The organism is Micromonospora sp. SYSU B005 (assembly GCF_055362685.1).
In genome coordinates, this window is record NZ_JAXCFU010000016.1 from 83,314 (window position 1) to 103,765 (window position 20,452).

Annotated in this window: 22 protein-coding genes and 1 pseudogene; 10 read left to right on the forward strand and 13 right to left on the reverse strand. The window is 71.5% G+C overall.

All coding sequences use genetic code 11. The features are described from left to right. The first annotated feature begins 126 nt into the window (after positions 1–126). The 3 genes from SM452_RS26730 (at position 127) to SM452_RS26740 (ending at position 1,097) form a co-directional block, all read left to right on the forward strand. Positions 127–519 (forward strand): MerR family transcriptional regulator, encoded by a 393-nt coding sequence (locus SM452_RS26730; RefSeq protein ID WP_315985952.1) that lies wholly within the window; start codon positions 127–129, stop codon positions 517–519. Further along, positions 489–836 (forward strand): thioredoxin, encoded by a 348-nt coding sequence (gene trxA / locus SM452_RS26735; protein ID WP_355510386.1) that lies wholly within the window; start codon positions 489–491, stop codon positions 834–836. Before SM452_RS26730 ends, trxA begins: the two co-directional genes overlap by 31 nt. 81 nt (positions 837–917) lie before the next feature. After that, positions 918–1,097: a hypothetical protein gene (locus tag SM452_RS26740; RefSeq protein WP_071097001.1), complete on the forward strand. Its 180-nt coding sequence runs from the start codon at positions 918–920 to the stop codon at positions 1,095–1,097. Positions 1,098–1,139: 42 nt separating this feature from the next. Here SM452_RS26740 and SM452_RS26745 read toward each other — a convergent pair whose 3' ends face one another. From SM452_RS26745 to SM452_RS26755, 3 genes are read right to left on the reverse strand one after another with little or no spacing between them, the layout of a single operon-like run. After that, positions 1,140–3,512 carry a glycoside hydrolase family 65 protein gene (locus tag SM452_RS26745; protein ID WP_355510389.1) on the reverse strand — a complete coding sequence of 791 codons (2,373 nt, stop codon included), beginning with the start codon at positions 3,510–3,512 and terminating at the stop codon, positions 1,140–1,142. After that, the gene (locus SM452_RS26750; protein ID WP_355510392.1) at positions 3,509–4,261 is read right to left on the reverse strand and encodes an HAD family hydrolase; all 753 of its coding nucleotides are present in this window, start codon (positions 4,259–4,261) and stop codon (positions 3,509–3,511) included. Before SM452_RS26750 ends, SM452_RS26745 begins: the two co-directional genes overlap by 4 nt. A 47-nt stretch (positions 4,262–4,308) precedes the next feature. Further along, on the reverse strand, positions 4,309–4,776 hold the full coding sequence (locus tag SM452_RS26755) for a DUF4442 domain-containing protein (RefSeq protein WP_262015889.1): 468 nt from the start codon (positions 4,774–4,776) through the stop codon (positions 4,309–4,311). Positions 4,777–4,907: 131 nt separating this feature from the next. On the opposite strand from SM452_RS26755, the gene SM452_RS26760 reads away from it, so the two are divergent. The 3 genes from SM452_RS26760 (at position 4,908) to SM452_RS26770 (ending at position 7,092) form a co-directional block, all read left to right on the forward strand. Then, positions 4,908–6,086, forward strand: a complete 1,179-nt coding sequence (locus SM452_RS26760; protein WP_355510395.1) for a Fic family protein — start codon at positions 4,908–4,910, stop codon at positions 6,084–6,086. An 88-nt stretch (positions 6,087–6,174) separates the two neighbouring features. Then, positions 6,175–6,699: a hypothetical protein gene (locus SM452_RS26765; protein ID WP_355510398.1), complete on the forward strand. Its 525-nt coding sequence runs from the start codon at positions 6,175–6,177 to the stop codon at positions 6,697–6,699. Between the two features lie 105 nt (positions 6,700–6,804). Then, on the forward strand, positions 6,805–7,092 hold the full coding sequence (locus SM452_RS26770) for a hypothetical protein (RefSeq protein WP_355510401.1): 288 nt from the start codon (positions 6,805–6,807) through the stop codon (positions 7,090–7,092). 13 nt (positions 7,093–7,105) lie between these two features. Here SM452_RS26770 and SM452_RS26775 read toward each other — a convergent pair whose 3' ends face one another. Beyond that, positions 7,106–8,062 (reverse strand): sulfotransferase family protein, encoded by a 957-nt coding sequence (locus SM452_RS26775; RefSeq protein WP_463840949.1) that lies wholly within the window; start codon positions 8,060–8,062, stop codon positions 7,106–7,108. Here SM452_RS26775 and SM452_RS26780 point away from each other — a divergent pair. Both SM452_RS26780 and SM452_RS26785 read left to right on the forward strand, forming a co-directional pair. Then, positions 8,061–8,765, forward strand: a pseudogene (locus SM452_RS26780) (cytidylate kinase family protein); the annotation flags it as partial. The gene SM452_RS26775 and the pseudogene SM452_RS26780 sit on opposite strands and share 2 nt — an antisense overlap. Positions 8,766–8,792: 27 nt before the next feature. Then, positions 8,793–9,176 (forward strand): YybH family protein, encoded by a 384-nt coding sequence (locus SM452_RS26785; protein WP_262015931.1) that lies wholly within the window; start codon positions 8,793–8,795, stop codon positions 9,174–9,176. A gap of 12 nt (positions 9,177–9,188) precedes the next feature. Here SM452_RS26785 and SM452_RS26790 read toward each other — a convergent pair whose 3' ends face one another. From SM452_RS26790 to SM452_RS26800, 3 genes are read right to left on the reverse strand one after another with little or no spacing between them, the layout of a single operon-like run. Further along, on the reverse strand, positions 9,189–10,100 hold the full coding sequence (locus SM452_RS26790; protein ID WP_463840950.1) for an aminoglycoside phosphotransferase family protein: 912 nt from the start codon (positions 10,098–10,100) through the stop codon (positions 9,189–9,191). Next, positions 10,097–10,285, reverse strand: a complete 189-nt coding sequence (locus SM452_RS26795; protein WP_355510409.1) for a DUF397 domain-containing protein — start codon at positions 10,283–10,285, stop codon at positions 10,097–10,099. Before SM452_RS26795 ends, SM452_RS26790 begins: the two co-directional genes overlap by 4 nt. Continuing rightward, complete coding sequence (locus tag SM452_RS26800) at positions 10,276–11,076, reverse strand: helix-turn-helix domain-containing protein (RefSeq protein ID WP_355510412.1); 801 nt, start codon at positions 11,074–11,076, stop codon at positions 10,276–10,278. The genes SM452_RS26795 and SM452_RS26800 overlap by 10 nt, the downstream gene beginning before the upstream one ends. 158 nt (positions 11,077–11,234) lie before the next feature. On the opposite strand from SM452_RS26800, the gene SM452_RS26805 reads away from it, so the two are divergent. Both SM452_RS26805 and SM452_RS26810 read left to right on the forward strand, forming a co-directional pair. Continuing rightward, complete coding sequence (locus tag SM452_RS26805) at positions 11,235–11,504, forward strand: hypothetical protein (RefSeq protein ID WP_463840951.1); 270 nt, start codon at positions 11,235–11,237, stop codon at positions 11,502–11,504. Next, positions 11,501–11,851: a hypothetical protein gene (locus SM452_RS26810; RefSeq protein ID WP_463840952.1), complete on the forward strand. Its 351-nt coding sequence runs from the start codon at positions 11,501–11,503 to the stop codon at positions 11,849–11,851. The genes SM452_RS26805 and SM452_RS26810 overlap by 4 nt, the downstream gene beginning before the upstream one ends. A gap of 44 nt (positions 11,852–11,895) precedes the next feature. Here SM452_RS26810 and SM452_RS26815 read toward each other — a convergent pair whose 3' ends face one another. From SM452_RS26815 to SM452_RS26840, 6 genes are all read right to left on the reverse strand, one after another. Further along, on the reverse strand, positions 11,896–13,209 hold the full coding sequence (locus SM452_RS26815) for an ABC transporter ATP-binding protein (protein ID WP_135242986.1): 1,314 nt from the start codon (positions 13,207–13,209) through the stop codon (positions 11,896–11,898). Between the two features lie 157 nt (positions 13,210–13,366). Beyond that, on the reverse strand, positions 13,367–15,550 hold the full coding sequence (locus SM452_RS26820; RefSeq protein WP_463840953.1) for a bifunctional glycosyltransferase/CDP-glycerol:glycerophosphate glycerophosphotransferase: 2,184 nt from the start codon (positions 15,548–15,550) through the stop codon (positions 13,367–13,369). A gap of 16 nt (positions 15,551–15,566) precedes the next feature. Then, on the reverse strand, positions 15,567–17,501 hold the full coding sequence (locus SM452_RS26825; RefSeq protein ID WP_463840954.1) for a DUF5941 domain-containing protein: 1,935 nt from the start codon (positions 17,499–17,501) through the stop codon (positions 15,567–15,569). Next, a complete protein-coding gene (locus SM452_RS26830) occupies positions 17,498–18,241 on the reverse strand; it encodes an ABC transporter ATP-binding protein (RefSeq protein WP_013283732.1) in 744 nt (247 codons plus the stop codon). Before SM452_RS26830 ends, SM452_RS26825 begins: the two co-directional genes overlap by 4 nt. Further along, positions 18,242–19,069 carry an ABC transporter permease gene (locus SM452_RS26835; protein ID WP_357207419.1) on the reverse strand — a complete coding sequence of 276 codons (828 nt, stop codon included), beginning with the start codon at positions 19,067–19,069 and terminating at the stop codon, positions 18,242–18,244. A 65-nt stretch (positions 19,070–19,134) separates the two neighbouring features. Next, positions 19,135–20,452, reverse strand: a 1,318-nt coding sequence (locus SM452_RS26840; RefSeq protein ID WP_463840955.1) for an L-serine ammonia-lyase, incomplete at its 5' end; no start/stop codon positions are given.

Consider the following 20,452-nt stretch of genomic DNA (forward strand, 5'->3'; position numbering starts at 1 on the left):
CCCACCCCGTCAACTTCATGATCGCGCCCACCGGGCAAGATCCACAAAAGCGCACGCGTTCGGGTTGCGTTGACGTCGGCGGCAAGGTTTAGCGTCGACCTGGCAGTGAGGGAACGGGGGCGGCGGATGCGGATCGGGGAGCTGGCGCAGCGGGCCGGTACGAGCACCCGCACCCTGCGCTACTACGAGGCCCACGGCCTGGTCCGGCCGAGCCGGTCCGCCAACGGATACCGGGTCTACGACGAGGCGGAACTACGCGTCGTCCGCGAGATCCGGTCCCTGCTGGCGATCGGCTTCGGCCTGGACGACATCCGCCCGTTCGTGGCCTGCCTGCGCGCCGGAAACGACTCCGGTGACGTCTGCCCCGATTCGGTGGCGGTGCTGCGGCGCAAGCTCGCCGAGGTGGACGACTACCTCGACCGGCTGGGCGACGTCCGCCGCCGGCTGCACGACCAGCTCGCCCACGCGATCGCCCAACGGGAGGAAACATGCCTCAGGACACGGGGACCGGCCGGCTGAACCCGGTCACCGACGACACCTTCGCGGCAGCCGTGCTGGCCGCCGACCGGCCGGTGGTGGTGGACTTCTGGGCCGAGTGGTGCCCGCCGTGCCGGGTGGTGTCGAAGCACCTGGCCGAGCTGGCCGAGGAGTTCGGCGACGCGCTGCGCTTCGTCACTCTCAACACCGACGAGAACCCGGCCACCGCACGCGCCCACCGGATCATGTCCGCGCCGACCATGCTGGTGTTCCGGGGCGGCGAGGTGGTCGGCTCGATCGTCGGCTCCCGCCCCAAGGACCACCTGCGGCGCAGCTTCGCCCAGCACGTGGACGGCTGAGCCCTCGCCCGGACGGTTGAGCCGCCGCCGGGCGGGAACGCGCGGGGTGACCACGGACCCCGACCGATCGCGAGGATCGTCATGGCGAAACAGGACAGGTCCCGGGAACAGGAACTCACCGACCAGGAACGTCGTAAGCAGGAGCTGAAGGACTCGCCGGACTGGGCCGACCGCGCCTCGACGGCGCGGACGTCCGACGATCCGCGGGCCACGGCGCCGCGCGACGCCGGCGGGCGTCCGTCAAACGGCCGCCAGTTCTGAGGTACGCGTACCGAGCGGTCCCGCCCTTCGGGGCGGGGCCGCTCAGTTCATGCGTTCCGGCAGGTGCATCAGCGGCGCGCGGCCCTGCGGCTGCTCCGGCTGCGGACCGGTCGGGTGAGCCGGTGGCACCGCCACGGTGACCGGCTGCGCGGAGGTGACCCGCAGCGGCTCGCCGTGATGCCGCAGGTCCACGACGGTGTCCGGGCCGCCGTTGCGCAGCGAGTACGTCGTCTGGTGCGGCCGGACGTCGACCCGCAGTCGCATTCCCTGCCACTGGAGTGAGAACTCCAGGCGGCTGAGGCGGCTGGAGAGCCGGGGCGCGAAGGAGAGCATCCCGTCGTGGTCCCGCAGCCCGCCGAACCCGGCCACCAGCGCGATCCAGGCGCCCGCCAGGGACGCCATGTGCACGCCGTCGCGGGTGTTCTCGTTGAGGTCGTGCAGGTCCATCAGCGCGGCCTCGCGCAGGTAGCGGTGGGCCAGTTCGAGGTAGCCGACCTCGGCCGCCAGCACCGCCTGGGTGCAGGCGCTCAGCGACGAGTCGCGTACGGTGCGCCGCTCGTAGTAGACGAAGTTGCGCAGTTTCTCGGCGGCGCTGAACGCGTCGCCCCGCCAGTGCATGGCGAGCACCAGGTCGGCCTGCTTGACGACCTGCTTGCGGTAGAGGTCGAAGTACGGATAGTGCAGCAGCAGCGGGTACTTCTCCGGCGGCGTGTGCTCGAAGTCCCACTCCTGGAAACGGGTGAATCCCTCCACCTGCTCGTGCACGTCGGTCTCCGCGTCGTACGGGACGTGCATGTCGTTGGCGGCGTCCCGCCAGGCGGCTGCCTCCTCCTCGGTGACGCCGAGGTCGAGTGCCTGGTCCCGGTAGCGCATCGCGCAGTCCGCGGCGGTACGCAGGTTCCGCTGGGCCATTAGGTTGGTGTAGACGTTGTCGTTCTTCACCGCCGTGTACTCGTCCGGGCCGGTGACGCCGTCGATGTGGAACCGCCCGGCGCGGTCGTGGTGGCCGAGCGAACGCCACAGCCGGGCGGTCTCGACGAGCAGTTCCAGTCCGATCTCCCGTTCCAGCGCCTCGTCACCGGTGACGAGCACGTAGCGGCGCAGCGCGTCGGCGACGTCGGCGGCGATGTGGAACGCGGCGGTGCCGGCGGGCCAGTACGCCGACGACTCCGGCCCCTCGATGGTGCGCCACGGGAAGGCGGCGCCTTCGAGGTTCAGCGTGCGGGCGCGTTCCTGGGCCTGGGCCAGCGTGTCGTACCGCCACTGCAATGCGTCACGGACCGCGCTGGGCTGGGTGTACGTGAGCACCGGCAGCACGAACATCTCGGTGTCCCAGAACGCGTGGCCGTCGTACCCGGGGCCGGTGAGGCCCTTGGCCGAGATCGGCCGCCGTTCCGCGCGGGCGCCGGCCTGGAGGACGTGGAAGAGGCCGAACCGGACAGCCTGCTGCACCTCGGGGTCGCCTTCGACGCGTACGTCGGCGGCGTCCCAGAACGCGTCCAGGTATTCGCGCTGGGCCCGGCGCAGGCCGTCCCAGCCGTCGAGCCGGGCCGCGGCGAGCGCCGCGCCGACCTGGTCGCGCAGCGCCGGGAGGGACCGGCGGCTGGACCAGCCGTACGTGAGGTACTTGACCACCCGGAGCGTCTGTCCGGGCTTGAGCACGCAGCCGATGGTGGTGCGGACCCAGTCCTCGTACCCCTCGCTCTCGATCGTGGTGCGTTCGGGCCCGTCGACGTCGTGGCCCATCGCGGCGGCGACCCGCAGACCGCTGACCTTGGTGCGGTGGATGAGCTGGCCGCCGTCGTCGGTGGTCAGCTCCTCCTCGGCCTGCAACGGCGACTCCAGGACGGCGGCGACCCGGGGGTCACGGCTCTGCGGCGGCAGCGACTCGTTGGCGACCAGCTCGGACTGGAGGATCAGCCGCAGCGGCCCGTCGACCGGTTCGACCTCGTAGTGGATGGCTGCCACCGAGCGCTGGGTGAACGACACCAGGCGGGTGGTACGGACCTTGACCTCCCGGCCGGCCGGGGAGCGCCAGTGCAGGTCCCGCTGGAGCGTGCCGGCGCGCATGTCGAGGACCCGCTCGTGGGCGAGCAGTTCGCCGTAGCGCACGTCGAGCGGCTCGTCGTCCACGAGGAGCCGGATCAGCTTGCCGTTCGTGACGTTGACGATGGTCTGCCCGGACTCGGGGAAACCGAAGCCGGCCTCGGCGTACGGCAGCGGGCGCAGCTCGTAGAACGAGTTCAGGTAGGTGCCGGGCAGCCCGTGCGGCTCGCCCTCGTCGAGGTTGCCCCGCAGCCCGATGTGCCCGTTGGACAGCGCGAACACCGACTCGGACTGGGCCAGCACGTCCATGTCGAGCTGCATCTCCCGGACGTGCCAGGGCTCGACCGGATACGCCCGTTCCCGGATCACGCGGCCGGCTCCGCGGCGAGCAGGTCGGCGAGGTCGGTGACCACCACGTCGGCGCCGTGCGCCAGCAGCTCGTCGGCCTGGCCGACCCGGTCGACGCCCACCACGTACCCGAATCCGCCGGCCCGCCCGGCGGCGACGCCGGCGAGGGCGTCCTCGAAGACGGCGGCCTGCGCCGGTTCGACGCCGAGCAGCCGGGCGCCTTCCAGGAACGTGTCCGGGGCCGGTTTGCCGCGCAGCCCGTTCGCGCGGGCGACCACACCGTCCACCCGCGCCTCCAGCCAGCGGTCCAGTCCGGCGGCGTGCACCACGGCGGCGCAGTTGGCGCTGGCCGAGACGACGGCGCGGCGCAGTCCGGCCGTGGTGGCCGCCTCCAGGTAGCGCACCGAACCCTCGTACACCTCGACGCCGTGCTGCTCGATCCGCTGGAGCAGGACGACGTTCTTGCGATTGCCGAGGCCGTTGACGGTGTCCGCCTCGGGCGGGTCGTCAAGCGATCCCTCGGGCAGGGTGATGCCGCGCGAGGCCAGGAATGTGCGCACCCCGTCGGCGCGCGGTCTGCCGTCCACGTAACGGTTGTAGTCCGGTCCGGGGTCGAACGGGTGGAACGGCTCGCCGGTTTCCGCCGACCGTCGCCGCAGGTACGCGTCGAACGTCTCCGCCCAGGCGGCGTTGTGCACCTTGGCGGTCTGCGTCAGCACACCGTCCAGATCGAAGAGACAAGCGCGCACGTGCGCGGGGAGGCCCAGCATCGCTTGAATCTATCCAGCGCTCGCACCGGGCAAACACCATTCGGCGCTCAGCGGTTCGGGCGCAGCGTCCAGATCACGGTGAGCGAGGAGGTGAGCGTGCCGTCCTCGGTGTGGACCTCCACCTCGACCGGGAACTCCGGCCGCCGTCCGGCGTCCAGCTCCGCAAGCACCTCGGCGGGTACGCCGCCGAGCCGCGCCGTCGCCAGCACCGGCCCCATCGCCACCTTGAGGTAGCGGATGGTCGCGGTCACGGCCAGGGGTACGGCCCGGTCGAGCACCTGCCCGAACGCGGCCAGAACAACCGCGCCCGAGGCGGTCTCCCCCAGCGTGAACATGGCTCCGGCGTGCGGGCCGCCCACGTGGTTGTGGTGCGCCGGGTCGTCGGGGAGCCGGACCACGGCCCGGACCCCGCCCTCGGCCTCGGGCGCCACCTCGACGAACTCGATTCCGAGCGTGCGGGCGAACGGCACGGCGTCGAGGAGACCGGCCGCCACCTGGCGAGAGTCGATGCTCATGCCCGAACGCTACTCGCCAGTAACTTTCCCGGCAAGACGCCAGGCCACCGTGACCTAATGTCACTAACTAAGCGACATCCTCGCGGTCTGCCGCTAAGCTTGTCTCTTACTAAGAGACAATGGGACATAAGATGATCTACGCCACCCCAGTACTCAGTGATCACGACGAGACCGTGCTGGCCGAGGTGCATGACATGCGCCGCATGCTCGCCGATGTCCTGCGCACCCCTCGCCGGTGGACCGGTGGCCTCCGGCGCACGATGTTGGCCCGCGCGATTCTCGGCTCCAACAGCATCGAGGGCTACGTGGTCGCCGAGGACGACGCCGCCGCCGCGCTTGACGGCGAGGAGCCGTTGAGCGCCGACGACCGGACCTTCGCTGAGATCCGGGGCTACCGGCAGGCTCTGGGATACGTGCTGCAAACCGCCGGGGATCCACACTTCCGCTTCGATACGTCGGCGATTCGCAGCATGCACTACATGATGCTCTCGCACGATCTGAGCAAGAGCCCGGGGCAATACCGCAAGGGCCCGATCTACGTGCACGATGAGCGGACCGATGAGCGGGTGTATGAGGGCGCGGACGCCGACCACGTGCCTCACCTCATGGAGGAACTAGCCGAGGATCTACGGTCGGACGTCACCGCCTCGCCGCTCGTCAAAGCAGCCATGGCGCATCTGAACCTGGTGATGATCCACCCGTTCCGTGATGGCAACGGGCGTATGGCACGCGCCCTTCAGACGCTGGTGCTCTCCCGTCGTGCGATCATTGAGCCGGCCTTTTCCAGCATTGAGGAATGGCTGGGCAGCAACACCGAGGACTACTACCGAGTGCTGGCGGTTACCGGACGTGGCCGCTGGAACCCCGAGGGTTCGGCGCACCTCTGGGTGTCGTTCAACCTGCGCGCCCATCACATGCAGGCGCAGACCGTCGCGCGCCGCTTCGATGAGGCGTCCGGCATCTGGTCGGAGCTGGACGCGATCGTTGCCGACAAAAGGCTCCCTGAGCGGGTGACCGATCTGCTCTACGAGGCAGTCCTGGGCTATCGCATCCGCCGCTCCGGGTACGTCAAACTTGCCGATGTCGAGGATCGGACCGCATCTCGTGATCTGGCCAACCTTGTTGAGCACGGGCTGCTGGAAGCACGTGGCGAACGGCGGGGAAGGCACTACGTCGCCGGCCCCACGCTGGTGTTGGTGCGGGAACGGGTCCATGCTCAGCGCAAGCCGATCAGCGACCCCTATCCGGCCATGCCGGTCGTTCTCGCGACCGAGGCTGCCAATACGACCGGCTCAGGTGAACGGTTGTAAACCAAGGTCCATGCCACGGCGCTGTCCGGCCCGATGGATCAGCTCAGCGGCGTTTCGGAGGCTGCCCGCTCCGGGTAGCGAGTGGCCCATGAACTGCGATCTCGCGCGCGGGCTGACGGTGGCGTGGGCGCTGCCGGAGTTCCGCGACGGGCTGCGTCACCTCGTCGACCTCGACGAGGTGACGGTGCTGCTGGCCGCGCTGTCCCTTCCGGACCGCGACGGCGAGGTCGAGCGGAGCGCGCTGGGCCTGCTGCGATCCGGGCTCGACAGCACCGAGGTCCGGGAGGCGGTGTTGCTGCTGCTGGAGCGGGACACCGTACGCCGGCCGCTCGTCGCCGCGGCGGTGGAGCCGCTCGCCGACCGGCCCGGCCTGGTCACCGCCGTCACGTCCGCGGCCGAGGATCCCCGGGTACGCCACGAGGTACGGGCGATGCTGGACAGCGCCGGCGTCCGTGAGCTGATCTGGCGGGCGGTAGACGACCAGATGAGCGACAACCGGTTCGGGCTGATCCGCCGGGCGGCGGTGCTGTTCGTCAGACACCCCAGCGCACGGCGTCTGGGGTGGGCGCTGCGCCGCCACGGCGTGCTCCGCGAACTGGGCCACAAGGCGTGACACCTGATCTGCCGTCGCCCGGTCGTGTCACCTTCGAGATCTTCGGGCCCTACTGTCCAGTCGATGCGATCCCGTGCGGCGAGGGCGGCAGCGACTCTGGTGACCGTGCTGGGCACACTGCTCGTCGTCGCGAGCTGCCTCAGTTGCATCCCGCTCCTGGCGCCCTCGGCGCCGTGCGACGGTGACACCTACGCTTCGGCGCAGGCGGCGAGGAACGCGTACGCCCTGCTGGTCCTGGCGATGACGGCGGCGGCGGTCCTCTCCGTCGTCGTGGCCCGGGTAGGTACCCGGCCGCACGTCCGGAACGCCTGGCCGTGGTTGGCGGTCGCCGTACTGGGGCTCGCAGTGAGCGCCGCCCTGATGGTCCCGATCGATCGCGCCGGCTCCTGCTGAGGTCTCTCGGCCGTCACTCGTATCCCATCGCGGGGATGATCTCGCCCAGTTCCCGCTCGACGTACGCGCGGGTGTCGGCGTCGAACTGGTCGTCGCGGTGCGCCAGCCTGTCCGCCTGGAACGTCGACGCGGTGACGGCGTCCTCCACGCCCAGCCGCTCGAACAGGACCCGCCGCTGCCCGGGCCAGTCGGCCGCCAGGTCCTCCGCCTTCACCTCGACGTATCGCCGGGTCGTCAGGTCGGCCGTGTTCCTCCAGGCCAGCCACCTGTCGTAGACCGGCAGCAGGTAGGCGAGCGTCCCGTCGACAGTGGACGGCGCCCACGGCTGGGCCAGGTGGGAGGCGAGCACCGAGACCGGGTGACGCTTGATGTGCACGATCGTCGCCTCGGGCACCAGTTCCCAGAGGAAGTCCATGGCGAACAGGTTGAACGGCGTCTTCTCGCACCAGGTCGGCTTGCCCGCGTCGGCCGCCGCCCCGCCGAACAGGGTGTCGACCAGGCTCCGCAGGACGCCGATCAGTTCGCTCCGCTCACTGAAGTACCTCGGCACGACCCGCCGTCGGCTGGCCGGCCCGAACGGTCCGGCGGGCCGGTCGCCGTCGCCGAAGCCCTCCGCGGGCGCGGGCTCCTCGAAGGCGTGCGCGATGACCTGCGGCCAGAGCCGGTGTACGGCGTCCCGGTACCGGCCCACGCCGACCAGCTCGGGCACGGTCTTGCCACGGTCGTCACGCCGCCCGGGCACGCGTACGGTGAGGAAGTCGCTCAGCCGGTGCAGCGCGTCCTCACCGACGATGGGGTCGTACCGGTCGGTGAGCGCGTCGGCCAGGTCCCGCAGGCCGCCCGGTTCGACGAGGAACTTGGTCTCCATCGGGATCCGGTGGATCAGCGGATGCTGACCGATGACGTCGGCGATCCGCGACGTGCCCGAACGGCCAGTGCCCGCGACGAAGACCGGTGAGGGGGACGGCATGGACGGCAGTCAAACTCCCGGCCCGGCGCGGGGGCAATCCATTTGTCCCCGCCGCGATCAGCTGATCGACCTCCTGGCCGACGCGGTCGGGTCCGTCACCGTGGCGCACCCGACGCGGGTCGCCGTCGACGGGCCGCCCGCCGCCGGCAAGACCACGCTCGCCGACGAGCTGGCCGCCGTCCTGCGCGCCCGCGGCCGGTACGTCATCCGGGCGACAGTAGACGACTTCCTCTTCCCCCGGGAGCGGCGCTACCGACGCGGCGAGTTCTCGGCGCAGGGCTGCTACGTCGACACCCACGATCACGGGACGCTGAAGCGGGTGCTGCTCGATCCGCTCGGCCCGGGCGGCGACCGGCGCTTCCGGCACGCGGTCTACGACCACGCCTCCGACGCGGTGCTGTCCCCGCCGCTCACCACCGCCCCCGCCGACGCCGTGCTGGTGTTCGACGGCGTCTTCCTCCTGCGCCCGGAACTGGTCGACCGGTGGGAGCTGCGCGTGTTCGTGTCGACAGCGCTGGACCGTACCGTGGAGCGTGCGGTGGTCCGGGAGAGCCGCGTGTCAACGAGAGCCGACGTGGAACGGCGCTGGCGGGAGCGTTACCTGCCCGCCCAGCGGCTCTACTTCGCCACGGCCCGCCCGGCCGAGCACGCCCACGTCGTCGTGCACAACGACGATCCCCGGCAGCCGATCTGGGAGACCCGGACCCACCCGGATGGCAGGCTGGCAGCCATGGACAGGAATCGGGTGGCCGCCTGGATCGCGGCGTACGAGCAGGCGTGGCGCACACCGGGAACGGCGGCGCTCGGCACGATGTTCACGGCCGACGCGAGCTACCGGCAGGGGCCGTACCGGGATCCGGTCGTCGGCCTGCCCGCCATCACCCGCATGTGGGACAGCGAGCGCGACGGGCCCGGCGAGGTCTTCGAGATGACATCGGAGGTCGTCGCGGTCGACGGCGACACCGCTGTGGCACGTGTGCAGGTCCGGTACGGCGACCCCGTCCACCAGGAGTGGCGCGATCTCTGGATCATGCGGTTCGCCGAGGACGGCAGGTGCGCGTCGTTCGAGGAGTGGCCGTTCGCGCCGGAGAAGGGGACCACAGCCGCCGGTTGAGAGACCGGCCGCCTATTCGGCGAACATCTCCCCGAGAATGCGTAGCGCCTCGGCTGACTCCTCCGCGTCCTCGGGGTCGTCGAAGGTGCGGGAGTAGGTGGACAGCGTCTTCCAGAGCGCCCAGCCACGTCCGCGCGTCCACGTCGCGTCATCCACCGACAGCCGCTCGCGGAACGCGGCCCGGCCCTCGGCGGTCAGCAACGTCCAGGCGATCGCCAGGTCGCAGGCCGGGTCACCGACGCCGCATGTCCCGAAGTCGATGACGGCCGCCAGCCGGCCGCGCGCGAGCAGCAGGTTCCCCGGGGCGATGTCGCCGTGGAACCAGCGGTCCACCCCGCCCCAGCGGGCGCCTACCGCCCGCGCCCAGACCTCGCGCACCAGCTCGGCATCGACGTGGCCGTCCAGCGCCACGAGCGCATCCTCGACCTTCTTGTCGTACGTGCGCAGCGTGCCGCCCCGGAACCAGTTGTGGACGCCCGGCTGCGGTCCACCGGCGGCGTCGACGTCCTGCAGGGCCGCGAGGAATCCGGCCAGGTCGAGGGCGAACCGCACCGGGTCGGCGATCCGGTCCACGCCCGCGGTCTCGCCGTCGAGCCAGCGGTAGATCGACCACGGATACGGGTAGCCCGCACCCGGCTCGCCCTTCGCCAGCGGTGCGGGGATGGGTAGCGGCAGCCGAGCGGCGAGGGCCGGGAGCCACAGGTGTTCCTTCTCGACAGCCAGGGCGTACTCGGCAGCGCTGGGCAGGCGCACCAGCAGCTCGGGGCCGAGGTGGAAGGTCCAGTTGTCCCAGCCGCCGTTGGCGACCGGTTCGATCCGGAGGTCGGTCAGGTGCGGGAACTGGTCGGCGACCAGGCGACGCACCTGCTCCACCCCGACGGCGGTGCGCCGTGGCGGCGGACCGAGATCCGGTACGTCGCTCACGCCCGTTTGGTGTACGCGACGAACGCCGCCCAGCTCGACGGCGTGAACGTCAGCGCCGGCCCCTGCCGGTCCTTGCTGTCCCGCACCCCCACCACATCGGGCAGGTTGTCCGCCACCTCGACGCAGTTGCCGCCGTTACCGCTGCTGCGGGTGCTCTTGCGCCAGATCGCGCCGGTCAACTCCATCGTTTCGCCGCCTCCGTGATCGCCGCCAGGGTCGCCCCGTGCGGCATCGCCTCCGCCCGAATGGACTCCCACGTCTGCCGCAGTGAGTTCACGTCCACCGTGCGCTCCACGATTGTGCCGTGCAACGGGTTATCCAGATAGCCCAGATCGTCGCCGTCAGCCGGGGTCGCGAGCACGAAAGCACCGTTGAGCCCCGGATAGGCACCGACCGTCTCCGGCACCAGGTGCAGGTGCACCCGGGGCCGCCGCGCCATCTCGATCAGGTGCTCCAACTGCTCCCGCATCACCTTCGGCCCGCCGACCGGGCGAGCCAGCACCGCGTGGTCGAGCACCACCACGAACTGCGGCGGCGTCGGGCCGTCCAGCACCGCCTGCCGGGCCAGCCGGGCGGCCACCTGCTGTTCGACAACCTCGCCGACGAACTGCGCGGCCCCTTCGTAGAGGGCTCGGGCGTACCCCTCGGTCTGCAGCAATCCGGGCACCACGAGTGGCTCGTAACTGCGCAGCGCCGTCGCCTCCTGCTCGATGCTCACCCACTCGCGGAACCACGGCATCAGCGCCTCCTGCATCAGCGCGTCCCGGATCCGCACCAGCAGGCCGCCGCCGTTCAGCACCTCGTCGCAGCGCTCGGTGAACTCGGCGCGCGGCGCTCGGCGGCACTGCTCGACGGCCGCCACCAGCGACGCCGAATAGCTCACCCGCTCGCCCAGCGCCTCCTGGGTCAGCCCCGCATCGGTACGTAACCGGCGTAGCTCACCGGCGAACAGTTCCCACAACGGCACACGGATCATCTGCACACCTCTGCACACGGCTGCACACGGAAAGACGGCCGGTAGGACGGCCAGGAAGGTGGGGGTGGAACGCCTTTCGACCCTAGCGGCGCGGTGACGAGACTGTCACGCAGTGGAGCCGAATTCGTCCGGTTCCCGCTACCGAGAGGAGTTGCGCCGTGCGACTGCACTGGTTCCGCTGCCGGGGTGCGTTGGCACCGACACTGCCCCACCGGGTACGGGGCGACAACCTGCCGGAGTGGATGCGGCAGCCCACGCGTCCACTACCGACGATGGGCCCCGGCCGGGTCGGCAACCTCACCCCGGCCCAGCAGTGGCGGGCCAACGGCGGTCGCTGGTCCGTACCGGAGCAGCGCGGGAACAGCGGCGGCCATCGGACCACCCCGGAGCAGCGCCCGGGAGACGGCCACCACGAGGAGCGCCGGTGATCAGCCACCAGCTCGGGCAGCCGCCGGACGGGCCCAGGCCGGATCGCCCCCGGCCGTACCCGTCGCACGCCACCCCGCACACGCCGCTGCGCCCGATGTGGTGTTGCCGGGCCTGCGGCCAGCCGTGGCCGTGCCCGATGGCCCGCCTGCTGCTGCGCAGCGAGTACGAGGACAACCGGATCGGGCTGTCCATCTACCTGTGCGGGCTGCTGTACGAGGCCACACGCGACCTCTACCGGCTGAACCCGAACGACGCGCCGGCCCCGGCCGACATGTTCGCCCGCTTCGTCGCCTGGGGCCCGTATCGCCGTCACCCGCCCGTCCCTCCGGGCGGTGACTGTCAATAAGGGGCCCTTCCTCTACCGGAGGCGTTAATAGGGTGCCCCTCCTTTCACCGCCAGCCGACGTCGATGCGGTCGCCGCGCTCGTCGAAGAAGTGCAGCGCGTCCATCCGCACCTGCACGGCGAGCGGGTGCCCGGGCGACACCTGCGGGTACGGCGCGAGCCGTACCGCCAGTTCCGCCGGACGACGGTGGTGGCGGCCCGGGTCGGGCAGCACGCTCGTGCGGTTGCCGCCGCCCCCGCCCGCCTCGGGGGCCGGGGCCGACGACTCCGTCGCGCGGCCGGTGAGCCGCTGCATCACCTGGTTGAACCGGCGCAGGCCGCGCTGGCCCGGTGCGGCCTGCTCGACCGGGGTGCCCATCTCGTCGACCACGATCGCGGTGGCGCCGATGTCGAGGAACGCGAGCGACTCGTGACCGTGGTGCTCCAGGTAGCGGATGCGCCCGTGCAGCACGTCACCGGCGGTGTCCGGGGCGACCGGGGTGAGCGCCTCGGCGCGCATGCCGACCACGATCCGCTCACCGTGGTAGTGCGCCACCGCCCGGCTGCGGATGTCGTCCCAGGGCAGGTAGAGCGACTGCTCACCGAGGTTCAGCGCGACGTACCGGTCGAGGTGGACGTAGACCGACGCCTCCAGCAGGTTCATCCGGGGGCTGCCCAGGAACGCGGCGACGTAGAGCGTCGCGGGCCGGCCGTACACCTGGGTGGGGGTGCCCACGTCCTGGAGCACGCCCTTGCGCATGATGGCGACGCGGTCGGCCATGGTCAGCGCCTCGGCCTGGTCGTGGGTGACGTAGATGGTGGTGACGCCCAGTTCGCGGGTGAGGCCGGAGATCTCCGCCCGCAGTTCGGCGCGCAACCCGCTGTCCAGGTTGGAGAGTGGCTCGTCCATCAGGAACAGGCCGGGCCGGCGCACTATCGCCCGCCCCATGGCGACCCGCTGCCGCTGGCCGCCGGAGAGCTGGCTGGGCTTGCGCCCGAGGACGTCGCCGATGCCGAGCGCGCTCGCCACGTCCTGGATCCGCTCGCCACGCGGTACGGGCTCGACGCCGCTCAGGCGCAGCGGGAAGCCGATGTTGTCGCCGACCGTCATGTGCGGATAGAGCGCGAAGTCCTGGAAGACCATGGCGATCTTCCGGTCGCGTGGTGGCAGGTCGTTCGCCAGTTCACCGCCGAGCATGATGGCGCCGGAGGACGGGTCCTCCAGCCCGGCGACCATGCGCAGCACTGTCGATTTCCCGCAGCCCGACGGGCCGAGCAGCACCATGAACTCGCCGTCGTTGACGTCCAGATTGATGGTGTCGACCGCGACTGTTCCATCCGGGAACACCTTGGTGACATCCTTGAGCGCGACGGTCGCCACCGTCACCTCCCCAGTTCCTCGCCCCAAACCCGGGAATGACTGTGACCAGGATCATCTGATTCGCACATCGGGTAAACGTGCCATGTTCGTCTCGTGACAGTCCTATTAAGCGGTATTCGCCGGGCTCCGCAGTTAAGTGACCTGCCGGTAACCCCTTTCACGGCGTTTCGCCGAGGAACACACGGCGCACCACGCGCTCGGCGGCGTGCCCGTCGTCGAGCGCGCAGAACCGCGATCGGAACGCCGCCCGGGCCCGCTCGGCGTCCTCGTCGTCGACGGCGCCGGAACGGAACACGTCGAGCAGCCCGGGGAAGTCCCGCGCGACGGCGCCCGGCGGCTCGGCCAGCAGGTCGAAGTAGACGCCCCGGGCGACCCGGTAGGCGTCCCAGTCCGGCGCGTAGACCACTATCGGCCGGTCCAGCACGGCGTAGTCGAACATCGCCGAGGAATAGTCGGTGACCAGCACGTCCGCGGCCAGGTAGAGGTCCTCCACCCGCTCGTACGCGCTCACGTCCAGCACGCCGTCCGCCGCCGGTCCCCGGGGATGCCGCTCCCGGTCGTGGAAGTAGTGGCTGCGCATCAGCAGCCGGCCCCGGGGCCCGAGGACGTCGAGCATCCGGTCCGGGTCGAACGGTGGCCGCCACCCGGGCAGGTGCTCGCGGTGCGTCGGCGCGTAGAGCACCACGTACTCGTCGGGCGCGATGCCCAGCGCGGCGCGGACCTGGCCGCGGTCCTCGGCGGTGGCCAGCGCCAGCCGGTCGTTGCGCGGGTAGCCGACCTCCAGCGTGGTGTAGTCCGCCGGGTACGCCCGCTCCCACATCTGGGTGGAGAAGCTGTTCGAGGTGATGCTGTAGTCCCAGCGGTCCACGCGGCGCAGCAGGCCGGCGAAGTTCATCCCCATCGCGCCCACCGGGTAGCGCTGCTGGTCCAGGCCCATCACCTTGACCGGCGTGCCGTGGTGGGTCTGCACGTGCACCGAGCCCTGCCGCTTGCGGACGAAGTCCGGGAAGTTGACGTTGTTGACGAGCCAGCGGGCGCGGGCCAGCACGCGGTGGTACTCGCGGCTGCCGGCCACCACGTACTCGACACCTGGTGGCAGCGTGGCCACCCGGTCGCGGCGGACGATCCACACGCCACGTACCTGCGGTGCGAGCCGGCGGGCGGCCTCGTAGATCGCCGCCGGGTTGCACGAGTAGCCCCGGTACCAATAGGCCGCGTACACGGCGAGCGTCGGGTCGATCGGCCGGTGCAGCTCGGCCCGGTAGTACTCGCCGAGCGCCAGGTCACGGGCCCGCCGGGCGGTACGCCGCACCACCGGCGTCACCCGTCGCCGGGCCCGCCGCGCGGTCCGCCGGGCCGTCTCCCCCGCCTGGTGCGCCTCGCGCAACGCGCTGAACGTCCGCCAGCGCCCGGCCGCCACCAGCCGGTGCTTGAGCCCTTCCGCGCCGGGCGGAACCGGGTAGCCCTCGGGCGGCAGGAACCGCACGTAGTCGGCGTGCATCTGGGCGAAGAACGGCGCCCGCAGCTCGGGCGCGATCCGGTCGCCGTTGCCGAGCACCGTCAGGTAGTGCCAGATCATCCGCTCGAAGACCGCCGGTCGCAGCCCGGTCACCCTCCAGCGGTCCATCAGCCCGAACACCCGGTGCCACTGGGCGAAGACCTCGAAGTGCCGGTCCCCCCGGGTCTTCGTGATCGCGCCGGTGCGGCGCTGCCGGTAGTTCAGGCAGATCCGGTCGAGTACGCCGATCCGCCCGGCGGCCATCAGCGCCGGATAGCTGAACGACACGTCCTCGTACCAGCCCGGTTCGAAGCGCAGCCCGCGTTCGAGCAGGAACTCCCGGCGTACCACCCGGTTCCACGCGGTGTGCAGCAGCTTCAGCGTCTCCGGGCGGTCCTGCAGCGTGAACGTCGTCGCGCCGGGCGGGTCGGGGAACACGTCGCGCATCGCGCTGCGGGTGCCGATGTTGTTCCAGTGCGCCCGGACGTGGTCGACGATCAGCACGTCCGGCGCGGTGTCGCGGAGCCGGTCCGCGACGTGCGGCAGGCAGCCGGGCACCAGCCAGTCGTCCCCGTCGACGAACCACACGTACTCGCCGACGGCCCGGTCCAGCCCGATGTTGCGGGCCGGACCGAGCCCGACGTTCTCGGCGAGGCGTACCGGGCGGACCCGGGGGTCGCGCAGCGCGTACTCGGCCAGGATCTCGCCACTGTCGTCGGGGGAGGCGTCGTCGACACCGATCACCTCGATGTCGACGAACGGCTGGTCGAGGATCGAGTCGAGACATTCCCGCAGGTAGCCCTGCACCTTGAAGGCCGGCACGACGAAGCTGATCAAGGTCACCCCGGCCCGCCCTCCGTCAGCCCGGCGAGCGCACACCCCCATGGGCGCGGGCCGGCAGGACCACCCAGGCGAGGACCACGCTCGCGACAAAAACCACGAGAAGGTACGCACCTAGTGTAGCCAGAGCGATACTCGCATATCCGGCGATCAGCCCGATTGCCAGCAACACAGAACGTGCCGCCCAGCCCAGCGTCGCCGCGTGCAGCGGCGGCGCCGCCTGCCGCTTCTCCAGCCTGGCGGTCAGGTCGTAGTGCAGCAGCGTGAGCACCAGGACGTACCCGAAGATCAGCCAGGCCGGCGCCCGGCCCGCCACGCCGATCGCGATGGCGAACAGGTACTCGGCGGCCCGCAACGCAGCAGGCACCAGCCAGTCCAGCGACCCGTCGTGCGGCGCCCGTGAGCCCTGCGCGGCACCCAGCAGCAGCACCAGCGCGAGCACCGGCACCCAGACCGGCAGGTCGCCGCCGCCGTGCACCGCGAGCAGCGCCCACACCAGCGTCCCCGCCGCGCCGAGCGCGCCGAGCACCGCCAGCAGCAGCGGCCGCCGTGCGGTCGGCAGCGTCCGCGCCAGCAGGCCGTCGTCGCGGTGCAGACCCGCGTCCACAGTGGTCAGCACCGGCACCCGCATCCACCGCGCCCGCAAGGTCCGCAACCCCCCGGTGTACGCGAACGCCAGCGTCCCCCAGACCAGCACCGCGACCAGCGCCACCAGCGGCCCGAACAGCGCGGCGGCGATGGCGATGAGCGCCCACCGCTCACCGATCGGGAACACCACCGTGCGCTTCAGCCAGTACGACACCGAGCCGGTGTCCGCCTGCACCCGGGTCGACGCGGCGTTCAGCTTCCCGCCGATGCCGCCCGCGTCGGCGCTCACCACCTTCGGCCGCCGGGCCGCCTCGTCGTGCAGCGCGCCGTACCAGGTGTCGGTCATGTGCCGCACGGTCTGCAACGTCATCGCGGCGAGCGCCAGCGCCCAGCCGTACCGGAACCCGGCGTGCGTGGCGCCGAAGCCGAGACCGGCGTAGACCACGTACTCCTTGAAGCGGTCGGCCATCGTGTCCAGCCAGCCGCCCCAGGCGCTGAAGTGCCGCGTGTAGCGGGCGAGCTGCCCGTCCACGCAGTCGAGCACGAAACCCAGGTAGAGCAGGATCGCGCCGGCCACCAGCGCGGGCCGTCCACCGGCGCCGAACAGCACCGCCGCGGCCACCGCGAACGCCACCGAGACCATGGTGACCCCGGTCGGGCCGATCCCGATCCGTGCCGCCGCCTTGGTGACGTACGGGGACCAGGTGCTGACGAAGAACGTGGTGAAGAAGTCGTCCCGCTCCTTCACCGACAGCTTCAACTCGGCCCGGTCCTCGTCGACGGCGGCCACCGCCGACTCGGCCGCCACCCGCTGCGCCTCGTCGCCGACCCGGTGTGCCACGAGCAGACGTACCCTCTGGGCGAAGATCAGCGTGCCCCGCGCGGCGAGGTCGGCCACGAGCCGGTCCACCGCGTCCAGCGGCCCGCCGCCCGCGGCGCGGCGGGCGGCGTCGGCGAGCGCGGGCAGGTCGGCCGCGCCCACCCGCAGCGCGCCACCGAACACGCCGCTCGCGTCGGCGGCGCCGACCTCGACCACCTGCCCGCGCTCCTCGCGCACGGTGGCCTGCCCGGGAGCGGGCGGATCGGTGAGCACCAGCGCCACCGTCGGCCCCACCGGGCTGGTCGCGAGGTGCTTGAGTACGGCGGTGTGCGCCACCAGGTCGGCACCGCTCACCAGCACCGGGCCGGTCGCGGTGGCCACCAGGTCGGCCAGCTCGGTCAGGTCGGCGGCGACGCGCACGTCGTCCGCCCCGGCCCGGCGCCACTGCGTGGCCAGGCGCTCGGTGAGCGGTTCCCCGGCGGGCCAGCCGGGCTCGCTGCGGTGGCCCGCCGCCGGGTCGGCGGCGAGCACGATCGCGAGCGTCACCGCTTCGCCGCGTCGGCGTAGGCCGCCAGCGCCTCGTCGATCGTCCCGTCGACGATCAGCCGTCCGGCGTCGAGGTACAGCCCCCGACGGCAGAACCGGGTGAGGTCCTTGTCGTTGTGTGACACCAGCACCAGCGTGCGCCCTTCCGCGAGAAGTCGCTCGATGGTCGCATAGCACTTCGCGCGGAACTCCGCGTCCCCGACCGCTGTCACCTCGTCCACAAGCAGCACCGGGTGCGGCAGGTGCGCGATCACCGCGAAACCCAGCCGCACCTTCATCCCCGACGAGTAGTGCCGCACCGACGTGTCGATGGCGCGTTCCACCTGCTCACCGGCGAACGAGACGATCTCGTCGAAGTGTTCCCGCAGGTACGCCGACGACAGCCCGTGCAGCCCGCCCACCAGGTAGAGGTTCTCCCGCCCGGTCAGGTCGCCGGAGAACCCGGCGGACAGTTCGAGCAGCGGCGCCACCCGGCCGTGCACCCGGATCGAGCCCTCGTCCGGGATGAGCACACCGGCGATCAGCCGCAGCAGCGTGCTCTTGCCGGTGCCGTTGCGCCCCACCACGCCCACCGTCTCGCCCGGCTCGACCCGGAACGACAGGTCACGCAGCGGCCAGAACCGGCCCGCGTCCGGGTCGCGGGCGCCCCGGTGCACGATCAGCTCCCGCAGCCGCAACTGGCGGCGCCGGTTGCGGACGAACCGGATGCCGAGCCCGTCCGCCTCGATGATCGGCGCCATTCAGAGTTCCTTCAGCACTGCCGGTTCGAGGCGGTGGAACGCCCACCAGCCCAGCGCCAGCACCAGCACGCTGCCGGACACCGTGATGGTGAGCAGCCGGGCGTCCGGGAACTCGTCCGGATACCAGACCGCATGGTGCAGCTGGAAGATCCCGACCAGCGGGTTCAGCTCGTACCCGATCTTGATCCAGCCCGGCATGCCCGACTCCCGCACCAGGTCGAGCGGATAGATGATCGGGGTCGCGTAGAACAGCAGCCGGATGACCAGCCGCATCGTGCGCTCGATGTCGCGCATCAGCACGTTGCCCGCCGACAGCAGCAACGCCAGACCCACCAGCAGCACGAACTGCACCGCCACCGCCAGCGGCAGGGCGAGCAGGCTCCAGCCGGGGCGGATCTTCCCCTGGCTCGCGTAGATCGCCGCGACGGCGGCCAGGATCGGCAGCCCGGCCAGGTACTCGGCGAACCGGCCGGCGACCCGCCCGATCGGGAAGATCGGCCGGGGCAGGTTCATCGTGGTGATCAGCCGGGACTGCCCGGTGAGCGCGTTAGCGGCCTCGGTCAGCGCCGAACTCGCCCACATCCAGGCGAAGATGCCGGTGATCAGGAACAGCGGGTACGACCCGGCCGCCTCGCCCAGGTGCCGCCGGGTCGCGCCGGAGTAGAGCACGCCGAAGACGAACCAGTAGATCAGGCCCATGCCGAGCGGCTCGATCAGCGACCAGAAGTAGCCCAGCACCGACTGCTGGTACTTCACCGCGAGATCCCGGCGGACCAGGATGCGCAGCGAGGTGCGGGCGGACCAGAGCGCCGCGACGCCTGACGTCACCGCACCATCGTCGCTCGGTCCGTCGCGGCCTCGGCCCGGGCACGCGCCGGGTCACCCCAACGGGGTCAGCACTCGATCACGTTGACGGCGAGCCCGCCCCGCGCGGTCTCCTTGTACTTGACCTTCATGTCCGCGCCGGTCTCCCGCATGGTCTTGATGACCTTGTCCAGCGACACGTGGTGCACCCCGTCGCCGCGCAACGCCAACCGGGCCGCGGTGATCGCCTTGATGCTCGCCACCGCGTTGCGCTCGATGCACGGGATCTGCACCAGGCCGCCCACCGGGTCGCAGGTCAGCCCCAGGTTGTGCTCCATGCCGATCTCGGCGGCGTTCTCCACCTGCTCCGGCGTACCGCCCAGCGCCTCGGCCAGCCCGGCCGCCGCCATCGAACACGCCGAACCCACCTCGCCCTGGCAGCCCACCTCGGCCCCGGAGATCGACGCGTTCTCCTTGAACAGCACGCCGATCGCGCCCGCCGCCAGCAGGAACCGGACCACGCCCTCCTCGGAGGCGCCCGGCACGAACCGGGTGTAGTAGTGCAGCACAGCCGGGATGATCCCGGCGGCGCCGTTCGTCGGCGCGGTGACCACCCGCCCGCCGGCCGCGTTCTCCTCGTTGACCGCCAGCGCGAACAACGTCACCCAGTCCATCGCGCGCAGCGGATCCCCGCTGCCTGTCTCCGCCTCCAGACCGCGCCGCATCTCCGCCGCGCGCCGCCGGACCTTCAACCCGCCCGGGAGTACGCCGTCGCGGGTGCAGCCGCTCTCCACGCACTCGCGCATCACGCGCCAGATCTCCAGCAGCCCCGCCCGCACGTCCGCCTCGCTGCGCCAGGCCAGCTCGTTGGCGAGCATCACCTCGCTGATCGACAGCCCGGTGCCGGTGGTGACCTCGAGCAGTTCCGCGCCGGTGAGGAACGGGTGCTTCACCCGGGTGCTGTCCGCCTTGATCCGGTCCGCCCCGGCCGCCGCCTCGTCCACCACGAACCCGCCACCCACCGAGTAGTACGTGCGCGTCCGCACCTCGTTCCCGGCCGCGTCGTACGCCACGAACGTCATCCCGTTCGGGTGGTACGGCAACGAGCGCCGGCGATGCAGCACCAGATCCGTGTCCGGGTCGAAGTCGATCCCCTGGCTGCCGAACAGGTCGAGCCGCCGCTGCGTACGGATCCGCTCCACCCGCGGCCCCACCGAGTCGGTGTCGACGGTCTCCGGGACCTCCCCCTCCAGCCCCAGCAGCACCGCCCGGTCACTGCCGTGCCCGTGCCCGGTCGCGCCGAGCGAACCGAACAGCTCCGCCCGTACCCGCGCCACGTCGGCGAGCTGCCCGTCGGCCTTCAGGCCCGCCACGAACGTACGGGCGGCCCGCATCGGCCCGACGGTG

What these genes read in the sequence shown, in the direction of transcription:
- SM452_RS26730 (WP_315985952.1), top strand. Translation starts at nt 127, where the DNA reads ATGCGGATCGGGGAGCTGGCGCAGCGGGCCGGTACGAGCACCCGCACC.
- trxA (WP_355510386.1), top strand. Translation starts at nt 489, where the DNA reads ATGCCTCAGGACACGGGGACCGGCCGGCTGAACCCGGTCACCGACGAC.
- SM452_RS26740 (WP_071097001.1), top strand. Translation starts at nt 918, where the DNA reads ATGGCGAAACAGGACAGGTCCCGGGAACAGGAACTCACCGACCAGGAA.
- SM452_RS26750 (WP_355510392.1), bottom strand. Translation starts at nt 4,261, where the DNA reads ATGCTGGGCCTCCCCGCGCACGTGCGCGCTTGTCTCTTCGATCTGGAC.
- SM452_RS26755 (WP_262015889.1), bottom strand. Translation starts at nt 4,776, where the DNA reads ATGAGCATCGACTCTCGCCAGGTGGCGGCCGGTCTCCTCGACGCCGTG.
- SM452_RS26760 (WP_355510395.1), top strand. Translation starts at nt 4,908, where the DNA reads ATGATCTACGCCACCCCAGTACTCAGTGATCACGACGAGACCGTGCTG.
- SM452_RS26765 (WP_355510398.1), top strand. Translation starts at nt 6,175, where the DNA reads ATGAACTGCGATCTCGCGCGCGGGCTGACGGTGGCGTGGGCGCTGCCG.
- SM452_RS26775 (WP_463840949.1), bottom strand. Translation starts at nt 8,062, where the DNA reads ATGCCGTCCCCCTCACCGGTCTTCGTCGCGGGCACTGGCCGTTCGGGC.
- SM452_RS26785 (WP_262015931.1), top strand. Translation starts at nt 8,793, where the DNA reads ATGGACAGGAATCGGGTGGCCGCCTGGATCGCGGCGTACGAGCAGGCG.
- SM452_RS26795 (WP_355510409.1), bottom strand. Translation starts at nt 10,285, where the DNA reads ATGGAGTTGACCGGCGCGATCTGGCGCAAGAGCACCCGCAGCAGCGGT.
- SM452_RS26800 (WP_355510412.1), bottom strand. Translation starts at nt 11,076, where the DNA reads ATGATCCGTGTGCCGTTGTGGGAACTGTTCGCCGGTGAGCTACGCCGG.
- SM452_RS26830 (WP_013283732.1), bottom strand. Translation starts at nt 18,241, where the DNA reads ATGGCGCCGATCATCGAGGCGGACGGGCTCGGCATCCGGTTCGTCCGC.